We start from the raw sequence: 16,351 nt of genomic DNA on the forward strand, positions 1-16,351 counted from the left end.
TTTAAGCTACCCCCAATCGTTGTAGGGCAAATTCTTCATTTGTTTCTAGCTTCATAATTTTAAACATACCTGACATATCAAATAAGCGCTGTACACTAGGGGAAATAGCACAAATTACCATTTCTCCTCCAAGCTGCTTTATTTGCTTGTATCTGCCCAAGATAACACCTAAGCCAGAACTGTCCATGAATGTTAAGTTTTCAAGATTTAACACAATGTGACGAATATTATAGCTCTCTATGGCAGAAGTTGCTTTTGTACGCAATTCTTCCGCATAGTGATGATCCAATTCCCCAGATAGACGTATACAAAGTACATTGTTCTTTACTTCCAACTCAATATTAAGACTCACAAGAATAGCCTCCTTATTTGGTTTAAAGAAACTATTCTAGATTTATATAGCTTTTCCTTCTCCACAGACAAAACTAGTGTTCATTCGCTAAAAAAAGAAGGAATACAAATTATTTCGACAAGATGGAAAAAAAGACTATTCTGTTTTTGTAAACATACCTGCTGATCGTTTAAATAACGTCCACCATTTTGCTTGTTTTACTTCTTTTTGAGCAACCAATGGACTTGTAACTAATGTTTTGCCATCTTGCTTATACGTAATTTCTCCAATTTCTTGTCCTTTTTGAATGGGAGCTTTTAAGTTTTTATTCATGGTAATTACTTTTTCTAACTTATCTATTTGCTCCCCTTTTTTCGTTAGGATGGAAATAGGTTCACTAGTTACCGCCGTAACTTCTTTTTCTGAACCTTTGCTTACCTTTACTTTACCAATTGCCTCTTCTCGTTTATGCAATGGATGTGTTTCATATTGACTAAATGCGTAATCAAGCATTTTGGTTACTTGAGCATTTCTTTCTTTAGATGTTGGCGCACCGAAAACAACTGCAATTACTCTCATTCCATTTTTCATAGCAGTTGCTGTTAAACAGTATTTAGCTTCAGCTGTAAATCCAGTTTTCAATCCGTCTACTCCTGGGTAAAACTTCACAAGACGATTCGTATTAACGAGCCAAAACTTTTTATCTGTATCTTCCCTTAAATAATCTTCATAGGTACCGGTGAATTTAGTAATATCTTCATATTTCAATAGCTCTTTAGCCATAAGCGCCATATCTTTTGCAGAACTGTAATGATCTGCTACCGGCAACCCTGTCACATTTTGAAACTGAGTACTTTCTAAGCCTAATTCTTTTGCTTTTTTATTCATTAAATGAACAAATTCCTCTTCAGAGCCTGCTAGTCTTTCTGCAACAGCTACTGCTGCATCATTTCCTGAACCAATAGCAATTCCTTTTAGCATTTCCTCTGTTGTCATTTCTTCTCCTGGTTCTAAGAAAATTTGCGAGCCTCCCATAGATGCCGCATGCTCACTTGTACGAATTTTCTCGTCTAGCTTTAATTTACCTTGATCAATCGCTTCCATAATAAGAAGCATTGTCATTATTTTCGTCATACTTGCTGGGGGAAGCTTTTCCTCGCTGTTTTTTTCATACATGATTGTTCCTGTATCACGATCAATTAAAATGGCTGATTTTACATTATCAACTAGCTCTTGCTTTTTCTCAGCTGCTAATGTGCTTGGTGCCAAAATTGATGTCATAAAGCAGGTAATGATTAACATTGATATGATGCGTTTCATCTATTGACCCTCCATTCTATATAGCCTCCATTTTTTCCAAAAAAGACAAGTTTATACAGCCAACCAGGAATATTCATAAAATAATTAGAATAGCCCTAAATGAAGATAGAAAGAGTAGTGCATATTATAGGAAAAGTTAGGCTAGTTTGTTGATCTAGGTTATAATTAATGGAGATTAAAGGAGGAAAACAATTGATTCATTTAAAAACACCAGAGCAAATTGCAAAAATGAAAAGAGCAGGAGAAATTCTTGCAGATTGTCATAAAGAAATAAAAAAATTAATCAAACCAGGCATTACGACCGAAGAAATTGATGTGTTTGCCGAAAACTTTATTTTACAAAGAGGGGCCACGCCTGAACAAAAAGGGTATCATGGTTATCCTTTTGCAACATGTGCATCCATAAATGATGTGATCTGTCACGGTTTCCCTTCCAAAACAATCTTAAAAGACGGAGATATTGTTACGATAGATATGGTAGTAAACTTAGATGGATGGCTTGCTGATTCTGCCTGGTCTTATCCCGTAGGAAATGTCTCAGAAGATGCAAAAAACTTATTAAAAACAACAGAAGAAGCCTTATACATAGGAATAGAACAAGCGGTGATTGGAAACCGAGTGGGAGATATCTCTCATGCCATTCAAACGTTCGCAGAAGCTAAAGGGTATGGCGTAGTTCGAGATTTTGTCGGTCATGCAATTGGAAAAGAAATGCATGAACTACCTCAAATTCCCCACTATGGTCCTCCAAAAGTAGGGACACCTCTTAAAGAGGGAATGGTTATTACAATTGAACCGATGTTAAATATCGGCATGTATCATGCCAAGGTTGATTTAGACGGATGGACAGCACGAACAGTTGATGGAAGTCTATCAGCACAATATGAACATACTATAGCTATTACATCTAATGGACCGGTTATTTTAACAAAACAATAAACATACTCCCAATGGCTTCCTTTTCGCCATTGGGTTTCTTTTTTTTACAATCTATACTATCCCTTTTTTATTTTTTTATAAAAAAATGAACTTTTTATACAGAAAAATACTCCTATATATGAGAGGTGAACGCATGAATGAGAAAAAACTCGTACAAAAGGCAAAAAAGCAAAATAAAAAAGCTTTACTTCAGTTAGTAATGCAACAAAAGGATGATTATTATCGTTTAGCCTATTCATATATGAAGAATCCTCATGGTGCAATGGATATAATGGAAGAAATGATTATCATCTTGTATGAGAAAATTGGGCAACTAGAAAAAATCGAATCCTTCTATAGCTGGAGCAAGACCATTTTAGTAAACCTTTGTAAAACAAAATTAAAAAAACAGCATAAAGAGTTACTTGTCGATGATATTGAGCTCCACTCTAGTACAACTCAAACAACAGACCCCTATAAATATAAAGCAGAGACGATGGATATAGAACAACTGCTATCATCCTTAAATCCATATCAGGCGGAAACAATTAAATTAAAATACCTACACGATTTAGATAATGCAACCATTGCAAAAATCACGAATGTCTCTGTTGGAACGGTAAAATCACGAATTCACAATGGATTAAACCTATTAAAAAGGGTCTATGGGAGGCATGATGTATGAACTCAATTGAACAGAAATTATTAGAGGAACAAAAGAAGTTAACAGACATAACTGCACCTCCAGAATTAGAACAAAGACTAGCGCAAGCGCTTTATGCTAAGCAAGTTAAATTTTTTCCTTTTAAGCGATGGGTCCCATTATCAGTAGCCGCTATTGTCTTAGTCATTTTTATTACTTACCAATCAAATGCGATTGCTTATTACGGTAAAAAGCTATTAGGTTTATTACGCTTATGACCCAATCCTTAAAAGATTTAAACGAAGATGGATTCGGGCAAAATATAGAGCAATCTTTTTTATTAGAAAATGGTACTACATTAACGATCAATGGACTTATGTCTGATGAAAATAGATTGGTTGTCTATATTACATTAGCAAATGAAGAAGGTTTACCAGATGATTTAGATCGTATTTTTACCCCTCAGAGCATTACTGGCTTTTTTACGAACGCCAATATTAATAGCTCTTACTATGAAATAAGTGATGATAAAACAAAAATGACGGGAATTTTACAATATGATTCTATTAATGCTTTTTCAAAAAAACTTAAGCTACAATACTATTACTGGAAAAATGATACCGAAATAATCGAGGGGGCGGTTACTTTTCCCTATAATCACAAAGAAGCATGGCAAACAAAAATGAAGCAATCTATTAATAAAAAATTAAAAGTCGATAAAGGAACGGTTAATTTTAAAACCATTACAGCGACCCCCACTCAAACAGTAATAGAAGGAACATTTAATGTCGAGAATTATGACCGTCTCAGTCATGGATTTGACGGAGTGGAACTTATTGTCAATGGCCAGCCCCTCCCATTAGAAGGCTACAGTAGTTCTTCATCGTTTGGTAAAAATAATGCTTTTTCCATTGAATATGGTGGGTTACCTGAAGATGTAGATTCACTCGAAATCCATATGAAAAACTTTATTGGATATAAAGAAATAAATAAATCGATTTCTCTTATTGGGGAAGAAAAAAAGAAAGTGATACCATTAGAGAATGGGGAATTGACGATAAATGACATTCAATTAAAGGATGAGTTAATGATACGTATTTCAACGAGTGATTCTATTCTATTAGATAAAGTAAGTATTATCAATGAGGCTCAAGAAAACATCCCTTTAAAAACGACAACGAATCAACAATTAGCCAAAAACAAAGATGGAACAATTATTAATGAGCGAACATTACTATTTGAAACAAACGCTAAACCTTTGGAACTTCATATTGGTGGATTGCATTATATGAAAGAGTATAATAAAAAAATAGATATTCCCTTAGAATAAACGAAAAGACTCACAAAGTATTAGCTATGAAACATAAAATAGCCTCATACAATTTGAGGCCACTGAAAAAGTGAATTACCTGGTGAATCGGTAGTTACCAAACCTTTCTAACTTAGTGTAGGTTTTTGTTTTCCGAGGCTTACCGCACGACTCACCGGGGCGAGCGCCGAGCCGCTTCACAGCTCACGCTCCTGCAGGGTCTCGGACTTTCTCGCATCTCCCGTAGGAGTCGAGCGGACGCCTCTCCAAACCAACTTATTATTCGCTTTCAAATAAATAAAACCTCATTTTATTTGGAGAACTAGACTTTTCAGTGCCCTCTACAATTTGTGGGTCTTTTTCTTGTCTTATTATTCTGTAATTACTTCATAAATTAAAGTAGGAGCCTTCACTTCATTTGCTGAAAGCTTAATATTTTCATACAATTTTTTTGTTACATCGTCAATATCTTTTGTATTACTATAAATCGTAACAAGTGATTCGCCTGCTTCGACTTTTTCACCGATTTTCTTCCGTAAAACTAAACCTACTGCAAGGTCAATTTCTGACTCTTTTGTTGCTCTGCCTGCACCTAACAGCATAGCAGCTGTTCCAATGCTGTCAGCAGTTATTTCTGCGACATAGCCAGTTTCTTTTGCTGGGAGCTCGATTATATATTTGGCCTTTGGTAATAAATCTGTTTGATCAACAACAGAAGCATCGCCACCTTGGGAACTTAAGAAAAGTTTAAATGTTTCAAGGGCTTTACCATTATCGATTACCTCTTGCAGCATTTCTCTCGCTTTATCTGTAGACTCTGCTTTTCCCGCTAAGTACACCATGTGGCTTCCTAAAGTTAAGCATAATTCTGTCAAATCTTCTGGCCCATTACCATTTAATGTATCAATTGCCTCTTTTACTTCTAAGGCATTACCGATTGCATATCCTAGAGGCTGACTCATATCAGAAATCACAGCCATTGTTTTTCTGCCAACATTATTCCCTATTCTAACCATAGCTTCTGCAAGCTCTCTTGAGGCATCTAGTGTTTTCATAAATGCTCCAGCACCTGTTTTAACATCTAAGCAAATAGCATCCGCACCTGCTGCAATTTTCTTACTCATGATACTGCTCGCAATTAAAGGAATACTATTAACGGTCGCTGTTACATCTCTTAATGCATATAATTTTTTATCAGCTGGGGTGAGGTTACCACTTTGTCCGATAACAGCCAATTTATTTTTATTTACTAAGTCAATAAATGCTTCTTTTTCTATTTCGACATGAAATCCTTTTACGGATTCTAATTTATCGATTGTACCACCAGTATGACCTAGTCCTCTTCCACTCATTTTTGCCACTGGAACACCTACAGCAGCAACTAGCGGACCTAATACTAAAGTTGTTGTATCGCCAACTCCTCCTGTAGAGTGTTTATCTACTTTAATACCTTCAATAGCAGATAGATCGATGACATCGCCTGAATGCACCATCGCCAAAGTCAGCTCTGCACGTTCTGCTTCTGTCATATCTTGAAAAAATACCGCCATTGCAAAAGCACTCATTTGATAATCTGGTATTTCCCCCTCTGTATACCCATTGATGATAAACGCTATTTCTTCCTTCGTTAATTCTAATCCGTCTCTTTTCTTTTCGATTAAGTCGACCATTCTTAATGCCATAATTGAATCTCCTTCATTATGTATTGAAATCATTCTTCTTAACATTGCAAAAATTAAAGTCACATGAACTAACCGTCAAAGGATTTGATTTTTGTAAACGGTGTAAAATGTTTTAATAACTAAAGAGCTACCACATAAATCAGTATTGCTCAAATGGTAACTCTCTCATTTAACTTAGTTCATTATGCACCGATTTCTTTAATCAATTCTTTTACATATTGAAGAAAGTTTGCTTTAACTTTCTCCGTTGTTTCGATTACTTCCTCGTGATTTAGAGGTTGATCAAGAATACCAGCTGCCATATTCGAAATACAAGAAATACCTAATACTTTCAGACCTGCATGACGAGCAACAATTACTTCTGGTACAGTAGACATGCCGACTGCATCTCCACCTAATACGCGAAGCATTCTTACTTCAGCTGGTGTCTCATAAGATGGTCCAGTATTTCCAACATAGACACCTTCTTGCACCTTAAGACTAATCTTACTTGCGACATTGCGTGCTATTTCACGAAGATTATTACAATATGCTTCTGACATATCAGGGAATCGTACGCCTAACTTACTGTCATTTGGACCGATTAATGGGTTTGTTCCCATATTATTAATATGATCAGAGATTAGCATTAAGTCACCTGGTGCAAAGTTTTCATTCACTCCACCCGCTGCGTTTGTAACAATTAATTTTTCCACGCCTAGTTCTTTCATTACTCGAACTGGGAAAGTTACTTTATCAAAAGAATAACCCTCATAGAAATGGAAACGCCCTTGCATTGCTACTACTTCTGTTCCATTAATCGTGCCAAATACAAGTTGACCTGCATGTCCTTCCACTGTAGAAACTGGAAATTCCGGTATATCTTCATACGGAATTTTTACTGGATTTTCAATTTCCTCTGCCAAAACACCTAATCCAGAGCCAAGAATTAAGCCAATTTTAGGCGTATTTGCATATTTTTGTTTTAAGAAATCTGCTGACTGTTTAATCATTGTAAAATTCATTATTATTCCCCTTATATTAAGTCATTTAAGAAACTTGTTCCATATTTAGGCAGTTTAACGTCAAAGTTTTCCGCAACCGTTGCGCCAATATCAGCAAATGTTTGACGAAGTGGCAATTCCTTCGGTTCTTTTAATGCTTTACTATACACTAGTAGTGGCACATATTCTCTTGTATGGTCTGTTCCATGATGAATCGGATCATTTCCATGGTCTGCCGTAATAATTAATAAATCATCATCCTTCAGTAGTTCAAATACTTCTGGAAGTCTAGCATCATATTCTTCTAGAGCTTTTCCATAACCAATCGGATCTCTTCTATGTCCAAATAAAGCATCAAAATCTACTAAGTTCAAGAAGCTTAGACCAGTAAAATCCATTTTCAAGGTATCTACAAGCTTGTCCATTCCATCCATATTTGAAACTGTTCGTAAAGACTTTGTAACCCCTTCACCATCATAAATATCAGAGATTTTCCCGATTGCAATGCTTTCGATATGATTATCTTTTAATTCATTCATTACTGTACGATCAAATGGTTTTAATGCATAATCATGACGATTTGCAGTCCGTTTAAAGTTTCCAGGCTCTCCTAAGAACGGTCTAGCAATAATACGTCCAACCATATATTTCTCGTCTAGCGTCAATTCTCTTGCTAATTCACAAATTCGATATAACTCATCTAATGGCACAACCTCTTCATGAGCAGCAATTTGAAGGACGGAATCTGCTGAAGTGTAAACAATTAAAGCACCTGTTTTCATATGCTCTTCACCTAATTCGTCCAAAATTTCTGTTCCACTTGCTGGTTTATTGCCGATTATTTTTCTTCCTGATTTTGCTTCGATTTCATTTAGCAATTCATCTGGAAAGCCTTCCGGGAATACACGGAATGGTGTTTCAATATTAAGACCCATTATTTCCCAATGACCCGTCATTGTATCTTTTCCATTCGATGCTTCCTGCATTTTTGTATAATATGCAAGCGGTTTTTCAGCTGCATCTACACCAGCTATTTTTTCAATATTACTCAGACCCAGTTTTGCCATGTTCGGCATATTTAGTCCGTTCATTTTTTCAGCAATATGACCTAAAGTATGTGCACCTAAGTCATTAAATTTATTTGCATCAGGCGCTTCACCTATTCCAACTGAATCCATTACAACGAGGAAAACGCGATTATATTTATATGTAGACATTTTTATCCTCCTTTTTTCCATTTCAATCATCCTATTTTGCCCTACTGTATGTATCTTTATTAACCATAAAAATTATAGCATATCGTCAGAAGTCTGACATCTTTTTCAGCAATGTTTTCCATTAATTTTGAGGGATAATTAAATCGTTTTCTTACTTCCCTTTTTATTATCCCTTTCTATCACAAATTTGTCTCTGTAATTATTCGTTGTTGGTTTTCTAGTAGAATGTGTATACAAAGTGAGCTTAAGCGGCGGATATAAACGGAATTATTCCGTTTATTTTTAAGATTTTTTTACAGAAGGCAAAAACAAAAAGAACACTGTATTTGAGGCTAACAGTGCTCTATGCTCTTGGATGAAATTGACTATATACATCCTTCAATCTAGTTTTTGTTACATGTGTATAAATCTGTGTTGTCGAAATATCAGCATGACCAAGCATTTCCTGAACAGCTCTTAAATCTGCACCATTCTCCAAAAGATGTGTTGCAAAGGAATGTCTTAATGTGTGTGGGGTTATTTCTTTCTCAATATGTGCTTCCTTGCCTAACCGTTTTAAGATTTTCCAAAATCCTTGTCTCGTTAATCTATTCCCATGATGGTTTAAAAACAAGGAATTTTCCGCCGATTTTTTATGTTGTAAAAAAGAAGGTCTTGCTTCATTTAAATATAACTCTAATGCTCTTGTTGCCGCTCCGCCAATTGGTATAATTCTTTCTTTGTTCCCTTTTCCGATACAGCGGATAAACCCCATTGTAAGATGAGCATCATCAATATTTAAATTAATTAACTCACTCACACGAATTCCTGTTGCATAGAGGAGCTCTAGCATTGCCTTATCCCTAATCCCATAATGATCCTTTTTATGTTCGAAATCGAGGAGTGCTTCGACTTCCTCCATGGACAAAACTTTTGGTAATGTTCTTTCAGCCTGTGGCGTTTCAATATGTAAGGTCGGATCTTCATCCAGCACTCGATCGCGAAATAAGAATTGATGAAACGCACGAATGGATGCAATATGACGAGCAATTGTTTTAGATGACTTTCCTTGATCCTTTAAGAATCCTAAAAAGCGAATGATATGCGAACGCTGTATTTCTGTTAAATCACATTTCTCCACATTTTTCATATATTTCATATAACTTTTTAAATCTCTTTCATATGATACAAGCGTATTACTCGCCAATCCCTTTTCGACTAATAAATAATGCATAAAATCTTTTAATTGATCTTCCATAGAATTACTCCCCATTTAAATAAAACAGGAATATTCGATCCCTCCATGAATATTTTTCTGTTTCTGGACTATTATCTGCATTCACCTTAATGGCTGAACCCGATGGCTCGTCATAACGATGAAACTGTTGATATTCTTGATTAAACCATACGATTGCATAATAAAAAAGTATCGTACACCCTGTGAACAGGATAAACACTTTTAATGTATTCATCATTGCTTTTGTCCATCTTCTCATCCAAAATCCCTCCATAGCTTCTCTAATACAAGCTATGCCAGGTTGGACAATTAATATACCTAATGAACTTATTATTCTTATTATAATGGATATAAATATAAATGAAAGTGTTAATCGCTCAAATAATTCTTGAAATCTTTAATAGAAGTTCAAAATGATTAAGACAATAAAACTGAATGTATACTCTTCCTTTTAGGAATCCATATGCATGCTATAATAAAAATAAATAGATTTTGTTAAGAAAGAACACAAATATGGAGGAGTTTACTAATGAAGAATACTATATGTCCGAAATGCAATAGTGAAGAAATTAAAAAGGGTGTAATGGCAGCATCGGTTGGGCAAGTTCATATGTATCCCGAAAAAAACCTTAGTCAGAAACCTTCACCAATATCAGCAGAATATTGTGGGAACTGTGGATACATCATGTCCTTGTATGTAGAAACGCCCAAAAATTTAGGATAACAATTACTTTATTGGTTACTGTGCTCTTTCTCTAATCGTATATTTTATTAGATATCCATATTTATTTATAGTAGCTTGATTTAAAGCAAAATAAAAAACCTTCTCATTTGAAAAGGTTTATTCTGCGGAGGATGAAACTTCCTCACTTTTTCCCGTGCAACGATGGCAAATACCATGAAATGTTAGACGGTGATCTTTAATTTTAAAATTCCAGTCACGCTCTACTAATTTCTCTACATCTCCTAGTAAATCTTCTTGAATTTCATCAACTGCTCCACATTCAATGCATACTAAATGGTGATGAAAGTGAGCTGCGCCTTCTTGTCTCAAGTCATATCTAGAAACGCCGTCACCAAAATTTATTTTATCAACAATTTTCAATTCCGTTAATAGTTCTAGTGTACGATATACGGTTGCCAATCCAATTTCAGGAGATTTCTCTTTTACGAGTAAGTATACATCTTCTGCACTAAGATGGTCTTCTTCATTTTCTAATAATACTCTTACTGTCGCTTCCCTTTGGGGAGTTAATTTATAGCTCGAAGAATGCAACAGTTTTTTTATTCTATCTAATCTACTTTCCATTCCGAAAGTCCCTCCCTAGCCACTGTCCATCTCATTATAACAGAAGTAGGAATAGAATCCTAATAAAAATTATTATAAATAACATTTAATAATAATTCTTAAATTATAATGAGTATTATCTCTGTTTTAACCATTCGAAAGGAAAGTTTTAGATTCTCTCTTTATATAAATGGCAACATGATAATAATAGATTGTACCATATTAATAACTGCTTTCATTAATATTGGCGAAATATATGCCTCAACTGCTGCCGCAATCCCGATAATAACAAAGGCTATCATTAGCAGAAAAGTATATCTAGCAAACAGTGGCAGCATTGGTTCCCCCTTTTTCTTCATGAATTGCTGGCGAATCATTTTAAAAGAGAACGCTACTGATAGTGTAGCAGAAATTATAAAAATTGGAATAACAATTAGGTTTTGTGGCAAAACCGACACAAATGATAGTAAAAAGCCATGCCATCCCATTTGGTTAACTAAAAAACCAACTGTAAAGCCAACAACCATTCCTTTTATAAATAATAGAATTAAAATAATGGGCAATCCTATAATAGAGATGCCAAGCAGCCAAATAAAGCCGATATATTTACTGTTATGCGAGAAGCTTTGAAAAAACAAATCTTTGCTTTCCGCGACTTGTCCATTGGAAACCTGTCCAAAAAATTGTGTTAAATAGTAGTAGAGATCTTCCTTTTGGGAGAGAGACAAACTATTTACTACTATTGCACCAAAAATTACCCCCATTAAAAATAATACAATGATAAATAAATAAATTGAGGAATGCTCACGTATATGAGTCGCTAGGATATTCTGATATTTTTTCTTTTTCATTGCCTTTCCTCCCGCCAAGTCTGTTAATTTATGTTTATGCACGAAAGATAGGCATATGACTAGAAATCTATTATTAATCAAAAAGAGCAAATCATCTAATAATTATGTTATTTTACAAAAAGATATGGTAGATTAATTTTGAGGTGAGAGAATTGAAACCGATTTTAATAGATTTGCCAGAAAAAATCGAAACAGAAAGATTAGTATTGCGTCCATGTATGCCTGGAGATGGCAAGGATGTATATGAGAGCATCCAACGGTCAAAAAATGCCCTTAAGCCTTGGATGGCTTTTGCTAATAAAGAGCAAACACTAGAAGAGGTGGAAGCAGGTGTACGAGAATCGTATGCTAAATATATTTTAAGAGAAGATTTACGATTACATATTTATTTAAAAGATACAAAAGAGTTTATAGGTTCAACTGGTCTACATTCCATCGATTGGAAAGTCCGCGTGTTTGAAATTGGGTATTGGTGCAATTCTGCCCACACTGGAAATGGCTATATTACAGAAAGCACCAGAGCTTTAATAAAGCTTGCAAAAGAAACACTGCACGCAAATCGTATTGAGATACGTGTTGAATCCACAAATAGGAAAAGTCGTGCTATTCCAGAAAAACTCGGCTTCTCATTGGATGGTCTATTGAAAAATGAAACCCTTAGTGCCGATACAGAGGAACTAAGAGATATCTGTCTTTATTCGTTGACATAATGCAAAAAAACCCACAAATTTTAGGAGGCCACTGAAAAACTGATAGCTATTGATGCTTGGTCGTAACCGCCTTTTAAACTTAGATGTGTAAATTATTTTCCGAGGTGACCACTTGCTTTCCATGGGGCGAGCGCCGAGCCGCTTCGTCGCTACGCTCCTGCAGGGTCTCGGACTTTCTCGCTACTCCCATAGGAGTCAAGCGGACACCTCTCCAAACCAACTTATTATTCGCTTTCAAATAAATAAAACCTCATTTTATTTGGAGAACTAGACTTTTTCAGTGGCCTCAATTTTAGTGTGGGATTTTTTTGTACTATTACTTATCTACCCTAACCTTTCCGTATTTACCGCCACCACCTACTTGCAGATTTAACATTCCCGTTCTCGCTGCAACTACATAATCCGCCACCTTCTTTGGAATGATTTCCACTAACTTATCGTAGGGAGCTTCATGGATTATTTGCATTTCGGTTGAAAAATAATCAAGTAATGTTTGCAGTGTTTTTTTCCCTAAGCCAGGAATGTATTCTAGCGGTATTTGGTGAATATAGGGTGGTCTATTAGCTGTTGAAGTAGCATCCTTTAAATCGGTAATCCTTGCTGCTACCCCTTTTACCCATTTATGACTTCCGCATTCTTTGCATATACCAGTCGTTTCTGAAAAAGGGGCATAGCATTTCATACAAACCGTTTCATGATATTTACCTAATTTTGGGTCTAGCCCATAATTGGCAATGATTCTTCTTCCTTCTACCTGATGCAGAACTTTTGCAAATTCTGCAAAAGATGCTTCCTCCATTTCCATAATTTGATATTCTCGAGCAATTTTTCCTAAAGAATGGGCATCAGAATTGGTTATAAAAGAAAAGGCATGTAATTCTGAAATTTGATCAGCCATATCCGTATCAGAGCTCAATCCTAGTTCCATGCCATCAATCAATTTCTCATCCAAAACTTCCTTATAGGAACGATAAACACCACTTCCATATAAACTTTTGAATGGTGTAAAAATATGTGCTGGTATGAAAAGCCCATTTAATTCCTTTACTTTATGCTGCAATTCTTTCCCAGTTATATAAAGCCTTTGCGAGCTTAAAGTCACATTTTTCATATGATTAGAAATCCAATTGGAAAATTCCTTCATTTTAGCTAAAGTCGGCAGATAGGATAACACATGAATCGGCCCCTTACAGGAAGAATCGTATATTTCCAGCTCTGACCCTAGAATAATCGTTATCCCTTCCATCTTAACCCCACCGCTAGGCAATTCTATCATCTTCCCCTGCTCTATCAACTCTTCCATTTCCATTATCACTTCAGGGGAATGACAATCTATAATTCCAATCATATCAAGACCCTTTTGTTTGCTAGCATATTCAATGACAGCAGGCAAGGTAAGGTTTCTGGAAGCTGTGATTTTCACCGGCTTTCCACTTTTGGTTCTCCCAATATGGATATGTAAATCCGTGTAAAAAGACTTCATTTTTACTCCTTTAGGTTAGCAATTTGTAAATATTGTATCCCAAAAATTGTTTTCGCATCAAAAATGCGTTGTTCTTCCATAAATTGTAATGCTTCCTCTAGCGTAATTTCTAATACATTTACAAACTCATCTTCATCTAGTCCTGCGGCATCTTCTTTTTTGGTTAATCCTTTTGCCACATATACATGGATGATTTCATCAGCAAATCCTGGTGAAGTATAAAAAGAACTTACCAATTCTAGAGATTCACAATCATATCCCGTTTCTTCTTCTAATTCTCTTCTTGCACATAAAGCTGGGTCTTCGCCCTTTTCTAATTTTCCGGCAGGGATTTCTACGATTACTTTTTCAAGCGGCTTTCGATATTGTTCTACCATAACTAGCTTGTTATCGTCCGTTATGGCAATTACTGCTACTGCACCTGGGTGCTTTACTAATTCTCGTGTAGAGGTTTTTCCATTAGGCAATTCTACTTCATCCACTTGAACTTGAATTATTCTTCCACTAAAAATATGCTCTGTTTTTACTGTTTTTTCTTCCAATGAACTCATTTGACACACTCCTGTTCTATTAAACAAAGATCCTAACATATAGATTATTATACTTTATTTCGGTTTTTAAGAAAGGATTGTGGGGACGCTGAAGATATATTTACGAGAAAAAGGGGTTGTTTTAACTGGAAAACCACGGGAAATCCGTTATATGCTTAAAAAGTATCAAAAAGAATACACCTATGTGAAGGATTGGGTGAATGCTAATTCGAATCCTTCAAAAAAATAAGCCGATTTCTTTGTGAATAAATACCATTTTTCGTACAATAAGAGATATCTTAGGTAAAGAGGTGTTCGAATTTGCAAAAGTCACAATTAGGTAGTTCTAACTTATATGTATCAAAACTAGGACTTGGATGCATGAGTCTTGGGACCGAAGAAAAGACTGCCTTTCCGATTTTAGAAGCAGCATTAGAAGAAGGAATAAATTATTTTGATACAGCAGATTTATATGATCAGGGGAAAAATGAGCAATTACTAGGTCGTTTTTTCAAAAATAATCGAGAAGATGTCATTATTGCAACAAAGGTAGGAAATAAGTGGGAAGAGGGAAAAGATGGATGGTCTTGGGATGCAAGTAAGGCCTATATTAAAGAACAAGTTAAACACAGCCTAAAACGACTAGGCACAGATTATATTGATTTATATCAACTACACGGCGGGATGATGGAAGATCCGATTGAAGAAACGATTGAGGCATTTGAAGAATTAAAGGAAGAAGGCGTGATTCTTTATTACGGCATTTCTTCCATTCGCCCAAATGTCATTCGCGAATATGTGAAGCGTTCCTCTATTGTTTCTGTCATGATGCAATATAGTATATTAGACAGACGTCCAGAAGAGGAAGCACTACCATTACTTGCAGAAAACAATATTAGTGTCGTTACCCGCGGCCCTGTTGCAAAAGGTCTTTTAAGCCCTAAGTACCGTGAAAAGCTAACAGAAAAAGGCTATTTAGATTATTCTGGTGAGGAACTTGCAAAATTACTTCAAAATTTAGAACAAAAATTTGCAGATAATCGCACATTAACGGAAGCTGCTATTCAATATAACTTGGCTCAAACCCCTGTAGCTAGCATCATTGCAGGTGCAAGCTCAGCAGAACAACTACGTGCCAATGCAAATGCCGTGAACAGTGCACCTTTAACAGCAGAGGAAATAGCATTTATTAAAGAAATTTCGAAAGCATCGGTTTATAAGGCACATCGTTAATAGGATGTAAATTTACTTTTAAGCTTGGTTCTTGAATGATTTGGAAAATTTTTCTCTTCATTATAGAAAAGTGGTTTTCGTTTTTTGGATGAAAGCCACTTTTTCTTGCATTTTTTTGAAATGTGGTTTTCATCTTGCTTATGAACTCTACTTTTGCTCCATTCTTCTTGAAATGTGGTTTTCAATTTGCTTATGAACAAAAATTCCCACCCACTCTTTTTAGATAAATAGTATACGCGTCCAAATAAAATCCTTTATTTTACAAGAATAATAGAAACGAGGAAACTCTTTGAAATACATAGAATTTGGTATTGGCAACAAATGGCTTATTCGTACAGAAACAGAATTACAAGATGGGACAGAGTTTGAAGAAAAAGGAATAAAGAGACCTATTAAATTTCACTCTCTTTATACTAGAGTCTGGATTAGAAAAACGGTCATTATTATCGATTCAAAAGAAGGGGTTAAAAAACGAAAAAAAGAACGAAATGCTTATAAATTCATTCTAGGTATAAAAAGCTTATAGCATTTCACTATTACTCCTTTACTCTTCCATCTCTAGCCTTCTAAAAAGAGGAAAATCAATTAATCGTAACGAATACTTATCTAGTAATTAAACTGTAATTAAATTACCTAC

Annotated in this window: 20 protein-coding genes; 9 read left to right on the forward strand and 11 right to left on the reverse strand. The window is 35.3% G+C overall.

The features are described from left to right. Nucleotide 1: 1 nt before the first annotated feature. Nucleotides 2-352: an anti-sigma F factor antagonist gene (gene spoIIAA / locus ACTNDN_RS08975; RefSeq protein WP_031537333.1), complete on the reverse strand. Its 351-nt coding sequence runs from the start codon at nt 350-352 to the stop codon at nt 2-4. Nucleotides 353-487: 135 nt separating this feature from the next. Beyond that, nucleotides 488-1,651: a D-alanyl-D-alanine carboxypeptidase family protein gene (locus ACTNDN_RS08980; protein ID WP_031537332.1), complete on the reverse strand. Its 1,164-nt coding sequence runs from the start codon at nt 1,649-1,651 to the stop codon at nt 488-490. Nucleotides 1,652-1,843: 192 nt separating this feature from the next. On the opposite strand from ACTNDN_RS08980, the gene map reads away from it, so the two are divergent. The 4 genes from map (at nt 1,844) to ACTNDN_RS09000 (ending at nt 4,542) form a co-directional block, all read left to right on the forward strand. Beyond that, entirely contained in the window at nt 1,844-2,590 is a 747-nt protein-coding gene (map, locus tag ACTNDN_RS08985; RefSeq protein ID WP_441131101.1) for a type I methionyl aminopeptidase, read from the forward strand. 133 nt (nt 2,591-2,723) lie between these two features. Further along, on the forward strand, nt 2,724-3,254 hold the full coding sequence (locus tag ACTNDN_RS08990) for an RNA polymerase sigma factor (RefSeq protein ID WP_441131103.1): 531 nt from the start codon (nt 2,724-2,726) through the stop codon (nt 3,252-3,254). Further along, nucleotides 3,251-3,490 carry a hypothetical protein gene (locus ACTNDN_RS08995; RefSeq protein WP_441131105.1) on the forward strand — a complete coding sequence of 80 codons (240 nt, stop codon included), beginning with the start codon at nt 3,251-3,253 and terminating at the stop codon, nt 3,488-3,490. The genes ACTNDN_RS08990 and ACTNDN_RS08995 overlap by 4 nt, the downstream gene beginning before the upstream one ends. Further along, nucleotides 3,487-4,542 carry a DUF4179 domain-containing protein gene (locus ACTNDN_RS09000; RefSeq protein WP_441131106.1) on the forward strand — a complete coding sequence of 352 codons (1,056 nt, stop codon included), beginning with the start codon at nt 3,487-3,489 and terminating at the stop codon, nt 4,540-4,542. Before ACTNDN_RS08995 ends, ACTNDN_RS09000 begins: the two co-directional genes overlap by 4 nt. A gap of 350 nt (nt 4,543-4,892) precedes the next feature. Here ACTNDN_RS09000 and ACTNDN_RS09005 read toward each other — a convergent pair whose 3' ends face one another. The 5 genes from ACTNDN_RS09005 to ACTNDN_RS09025 all read right to left on the reverse strand — a co-directional run bounded on the left by ACTNDN_RS09005 (nt 4,893) and on the right by ACTNDN_RS09025 (nt 9,878). After that, nucleotides 4,893-6,203, reverse strand: coding sequence for a pyrimidine-nucleoside phosphorylase (locus ACTNDN_RS09005; protein WP_031537327.1), 1,311 nt, complete (start codon nt 6,201-6,203; stop codon nt 4,893-4,895). 182 nt (nt 6,204-6,385) lie between these two features. Beyond that, nucleotides 6,386-7,207 (reverse strand): purine-nucleoside phosphorylase, encoded by an 822-nt coding sequence (locus tag ACTNDN_RS09010; RefSeq protein WP_031537326.1) that lies wholly within the window; start codon nt 7,205-7,207, stop codon nt 6,386-6,388. A gap of 11 nt (nt 7,208-7,218) precedes the next feature. After that, the gene (gene deoB / locus ACTNDN_RS09015; protein ID WP_031537325.1) at nt 7,219-8,403 is read right to left on the reverse strand and encodes a phosphopentomutase; all 1,185 of its coding nucleotides are present in this window, start codon (nt 8,401-8,403) and stop codon (nt 7,219-7,221) included. 343 nt (nt 8,404-8,746) lie between these two features. Next, on the reverse strand, nt 8,747-9,640 hold the full coding sequence (xerD, locus tag ACTNDN_RS09020) for a site-specific tyrosine recombinase XerD (RefSeq protein WP_031537324.1): 894 nt from the start codon (nt 9,638-9,640) through the stop codon (nt 8,747-8,749). 4 nt (nt 9,641-9,644) lie between these two features. Beyond that, nucleotides 9,645-9,878 (reverse strand): YqzK family protein, encoded by a 234-nt coding sequence (locus ACTNDN_RS09025; RefSeq protein WP_031537322.1) that lies wholly within the window; start codon nt 9,876-9,878, stop codon nt 9,645-9,647. Nucleotides 9,879-10,148: 270 nt separating this feature from the next. Between ACTNDN_RS09025 and ACTNDN_RS09030 the strand changes: the two genes are divergently transcribed. Beyond that, entirely contained in the window at nt 10,149-10,343 is a 195-nt protein-coding gene (locus ACTNDN_RS09030) for a hypothetical protein (protein ID WP_031537321.1), read from the forward strand. Nucleotides 10,344-10,460: 117 nt separating this feature from the next. Here ACTNDN_RS09030 and fur read toward each other — a convergent pair whose 3' ends face one another. Further along, nucleotides 10,461-10,928, reverse strand: coding sequence for a ferric iron uptake transcriptional regulator (gene fur, locus ACTNDN_RS09035; RefSeq protein ID WP_031537320.1), 468 nt, complete (start codon nt 10,926-10,928; stop codon nt 10,461-10,463). A 161-nt stretch (nt 10,929-11,089) separates the two neighbouring features. Then, on the reverse strand, nt 11,090-11,758 hold the full coding sequence (spoIIM, locus tag ACTNDN_RS09040; protein WP_031537318.1) for a stage II sporulation protein M: 669 nt from the start codon (nt 11,756-11,758) through the stop codon (nt 11,090-11,092). A gap of 152 nt (nt 11,759-11,910) precedes the next feature. Between spoIIM and ACTNDN_RS09045 the strand changes: the two genes are divergently transcribed. Continuing rightward, nucleotides 11,911-12,468 carry a GNAT family N-acetyltransferase gene (locus tag ACTNDN_RS09045; RefSeq protein WP_441131107.1) on the forward strand — a complete coding sequence of 186 codons (558 nt, stop codon included), beginning with the start codon at nt 11,911-11,913 and terminating at the stop codon, nt 12,466-12,468. A gap of 316 nt (nt 12,469-12,784) precedes the next feature. Here the strand turns inward: ACTNDN_RS09045 and ACTNDN_RS09050 are convergent, their stop codons facing one another. Beyond that, nucleotides 12,785-13,951, reverse strand: a complete 1,167-nt coding sequence (locus ACTNDN_RS09050) for an endonuclease Q family protein (RefSeq protein ID WP_031537316.1) — start codon at nt 13,949-13,951, stop codon at nt 12,785-12,787. Between the two features lie 2 nt (nt 13,952-13,953). After that, a complete protein-coding gene (locus ACTNDN_RS09055) occupies nt 13,954-14,502 on the reverse strand; it encodes an NUDIX domain-containing protein (protein WP_031537314.1) in 549 nt (182 codons plus the stop codon). A 79-nt stretch (nt 14,503-14,581) separates the two neighbouring features. On the opposite strand from ACTNDN_RS09055, the gene mciZ reads away from it, so the two are divergent. From mciZ to ACTNDN_RS09070, 3 genes are all read left to right on the forward strand, one after another. Further along, nucleotides 14,582-14,731 carry a Z-ring formation inhibitor MciZ gene (mciZ, locus tag ACTNDN_RS09060; protein ID WP_269320379.1) on the forward strand — a complete coding sequence of 50 codons (150 nt, stop codon included), beginning with the start codon at nt 14,582-14,584 and terminating at the stop codon, nt 14,729-14,731. 71 nt (nt 14,732-14,802) lie between these two features. Next, the gene (locus ACTNDN_RS09065; protein ID WP_235249707.1) at nt 14,803-15,714 is read left to right on the forward strand and encodes an aldo/keto reductase; all 912 of its coding nucleotides are present in this window, start codon (nt 14,803-14,805) and stop codon (nt 15,712-15,714) included. Nucleotides 15,715-16,003: 289 nt separating this feature from the next. Further along, entirely contained in the window at nt 16,004-16,240 is a 237-nt protein-coding gene (locus ACTNDN_RS09070) for a DUF3977 family protein (protein WP_235249699.1), read from the forward strand. Nucleotides 16,241-16,351: the final 111 nt, after the last annotated feature.

Origin of the sequence: Niallia sp. HCP3S3_B10 (assembly GCF_052064465.1) — a bacterium.
Lineage (GTDB): Bacteria > Bacillota > Bacilli > Bacillales > Cytobacillaceae > Niallia > Niallia hominis.

Excerpts from the sequence above, each read along its gene's own strand:
- ACTNDN_RS09010 (WP_031537326.1), bottom strand. The coding sequence starts at position 7,207 with ATGAATTTTACAATGATTAAACAGTCAGCAGATTTCTTAAAACAAAAA.
- ACTNDN_RS08990 (WP_441131103.1), top strand. The coding sequence starts at position 2,724 with ATGAATGAGAAAAAACTCGTACAAAAGGCAAAAAAGCAAAATAAAAAA.
- ACTNDN_RS09030 (WP_031537321.1), top strand. The coding sequence starts at position 10,149 with ATGAAGAATACTATATGTCCGAAATGCAATAGTGAAGAAATTAAAAAG.
- ACTNDN_RS08980 (WP_031537332.1), bottom strand. The coding sequence starts at position 1,651 with ATGAAACGCATCATATCAATGTTAATCATTACCTGCTTTATGACATCA.
- deoB (WP_031537325.1), bottom strand. The coding sequence starts at position 8,403 with ATGTCTACATATAAATATAATCGCGTTTTCCTCGTTGTAATGGATTCA.
- ACTNDN_RS09000 (WP_441131106.1), top strand. The coding sequence starts at position 3,487 with ATGACCCAATCCTTAAAAGATTTAAACGAAGATGGATTCGGGCAAAAT.
- ACTNDN_RS09005 (WP_031537327.1), bottom strand. The coding sequence starts at position 6,203 with ATGGCATTAAGAATGGTCGACTTAATCGAAAAGAAAAGAGACGGATTA.
- xerD (WP_031537324.1), bottom strand. The coding sequence starts at position 9,640 with ATGGAAGATCAATTAAAAGATTTTATGCATTATTTATTAGTCGAAAAG.
- ACTNDN_RS09025 (WP_031537322.1), bottom strand. The coding sequence starts at position 9,878 with ATGAGAAGATGGACAAAAGCAATGATGAATACATTAAAAGTGTTTATC.
- spoIIM (WP_031537318.1), bottom strand. The coding sequence starts at position 11,758 with ATGAAAAAGAAAAAATATCAGAATATCCTAGCGACTCATATACGTGAG.
- ACTNDN_RS09055 (WP_031537314.1), bottom strand. The coding sequence starts at position 14,502 with ATGAGTTCATTGGAAGAAAAAACAGTAAAAACAGAGCATATTTTTAGT.
- fur (WP_031537320.1), bottom strand. The coding sequence starts at position 10,928 with ATGGAAAGTAGATTAGATAGAATAAAAAAACTGTTGCATTCTTCGAGC.
- ACTNDN_RS09050 (WP_031537316.1), bottom strand. The coding sequence starts at position 13,951 with ATGAAGTCTTTTTACACGGATTTACATATCCATATTGGGAGAACCAAA.
- ACTNDN_RS08995 (WP_441131105.1), top strand. The coding sequence starts at position 3,251 with ATGAACTCAATTGAACAGAAATTATTAGAGGAACAAAAGAAGTTAACA.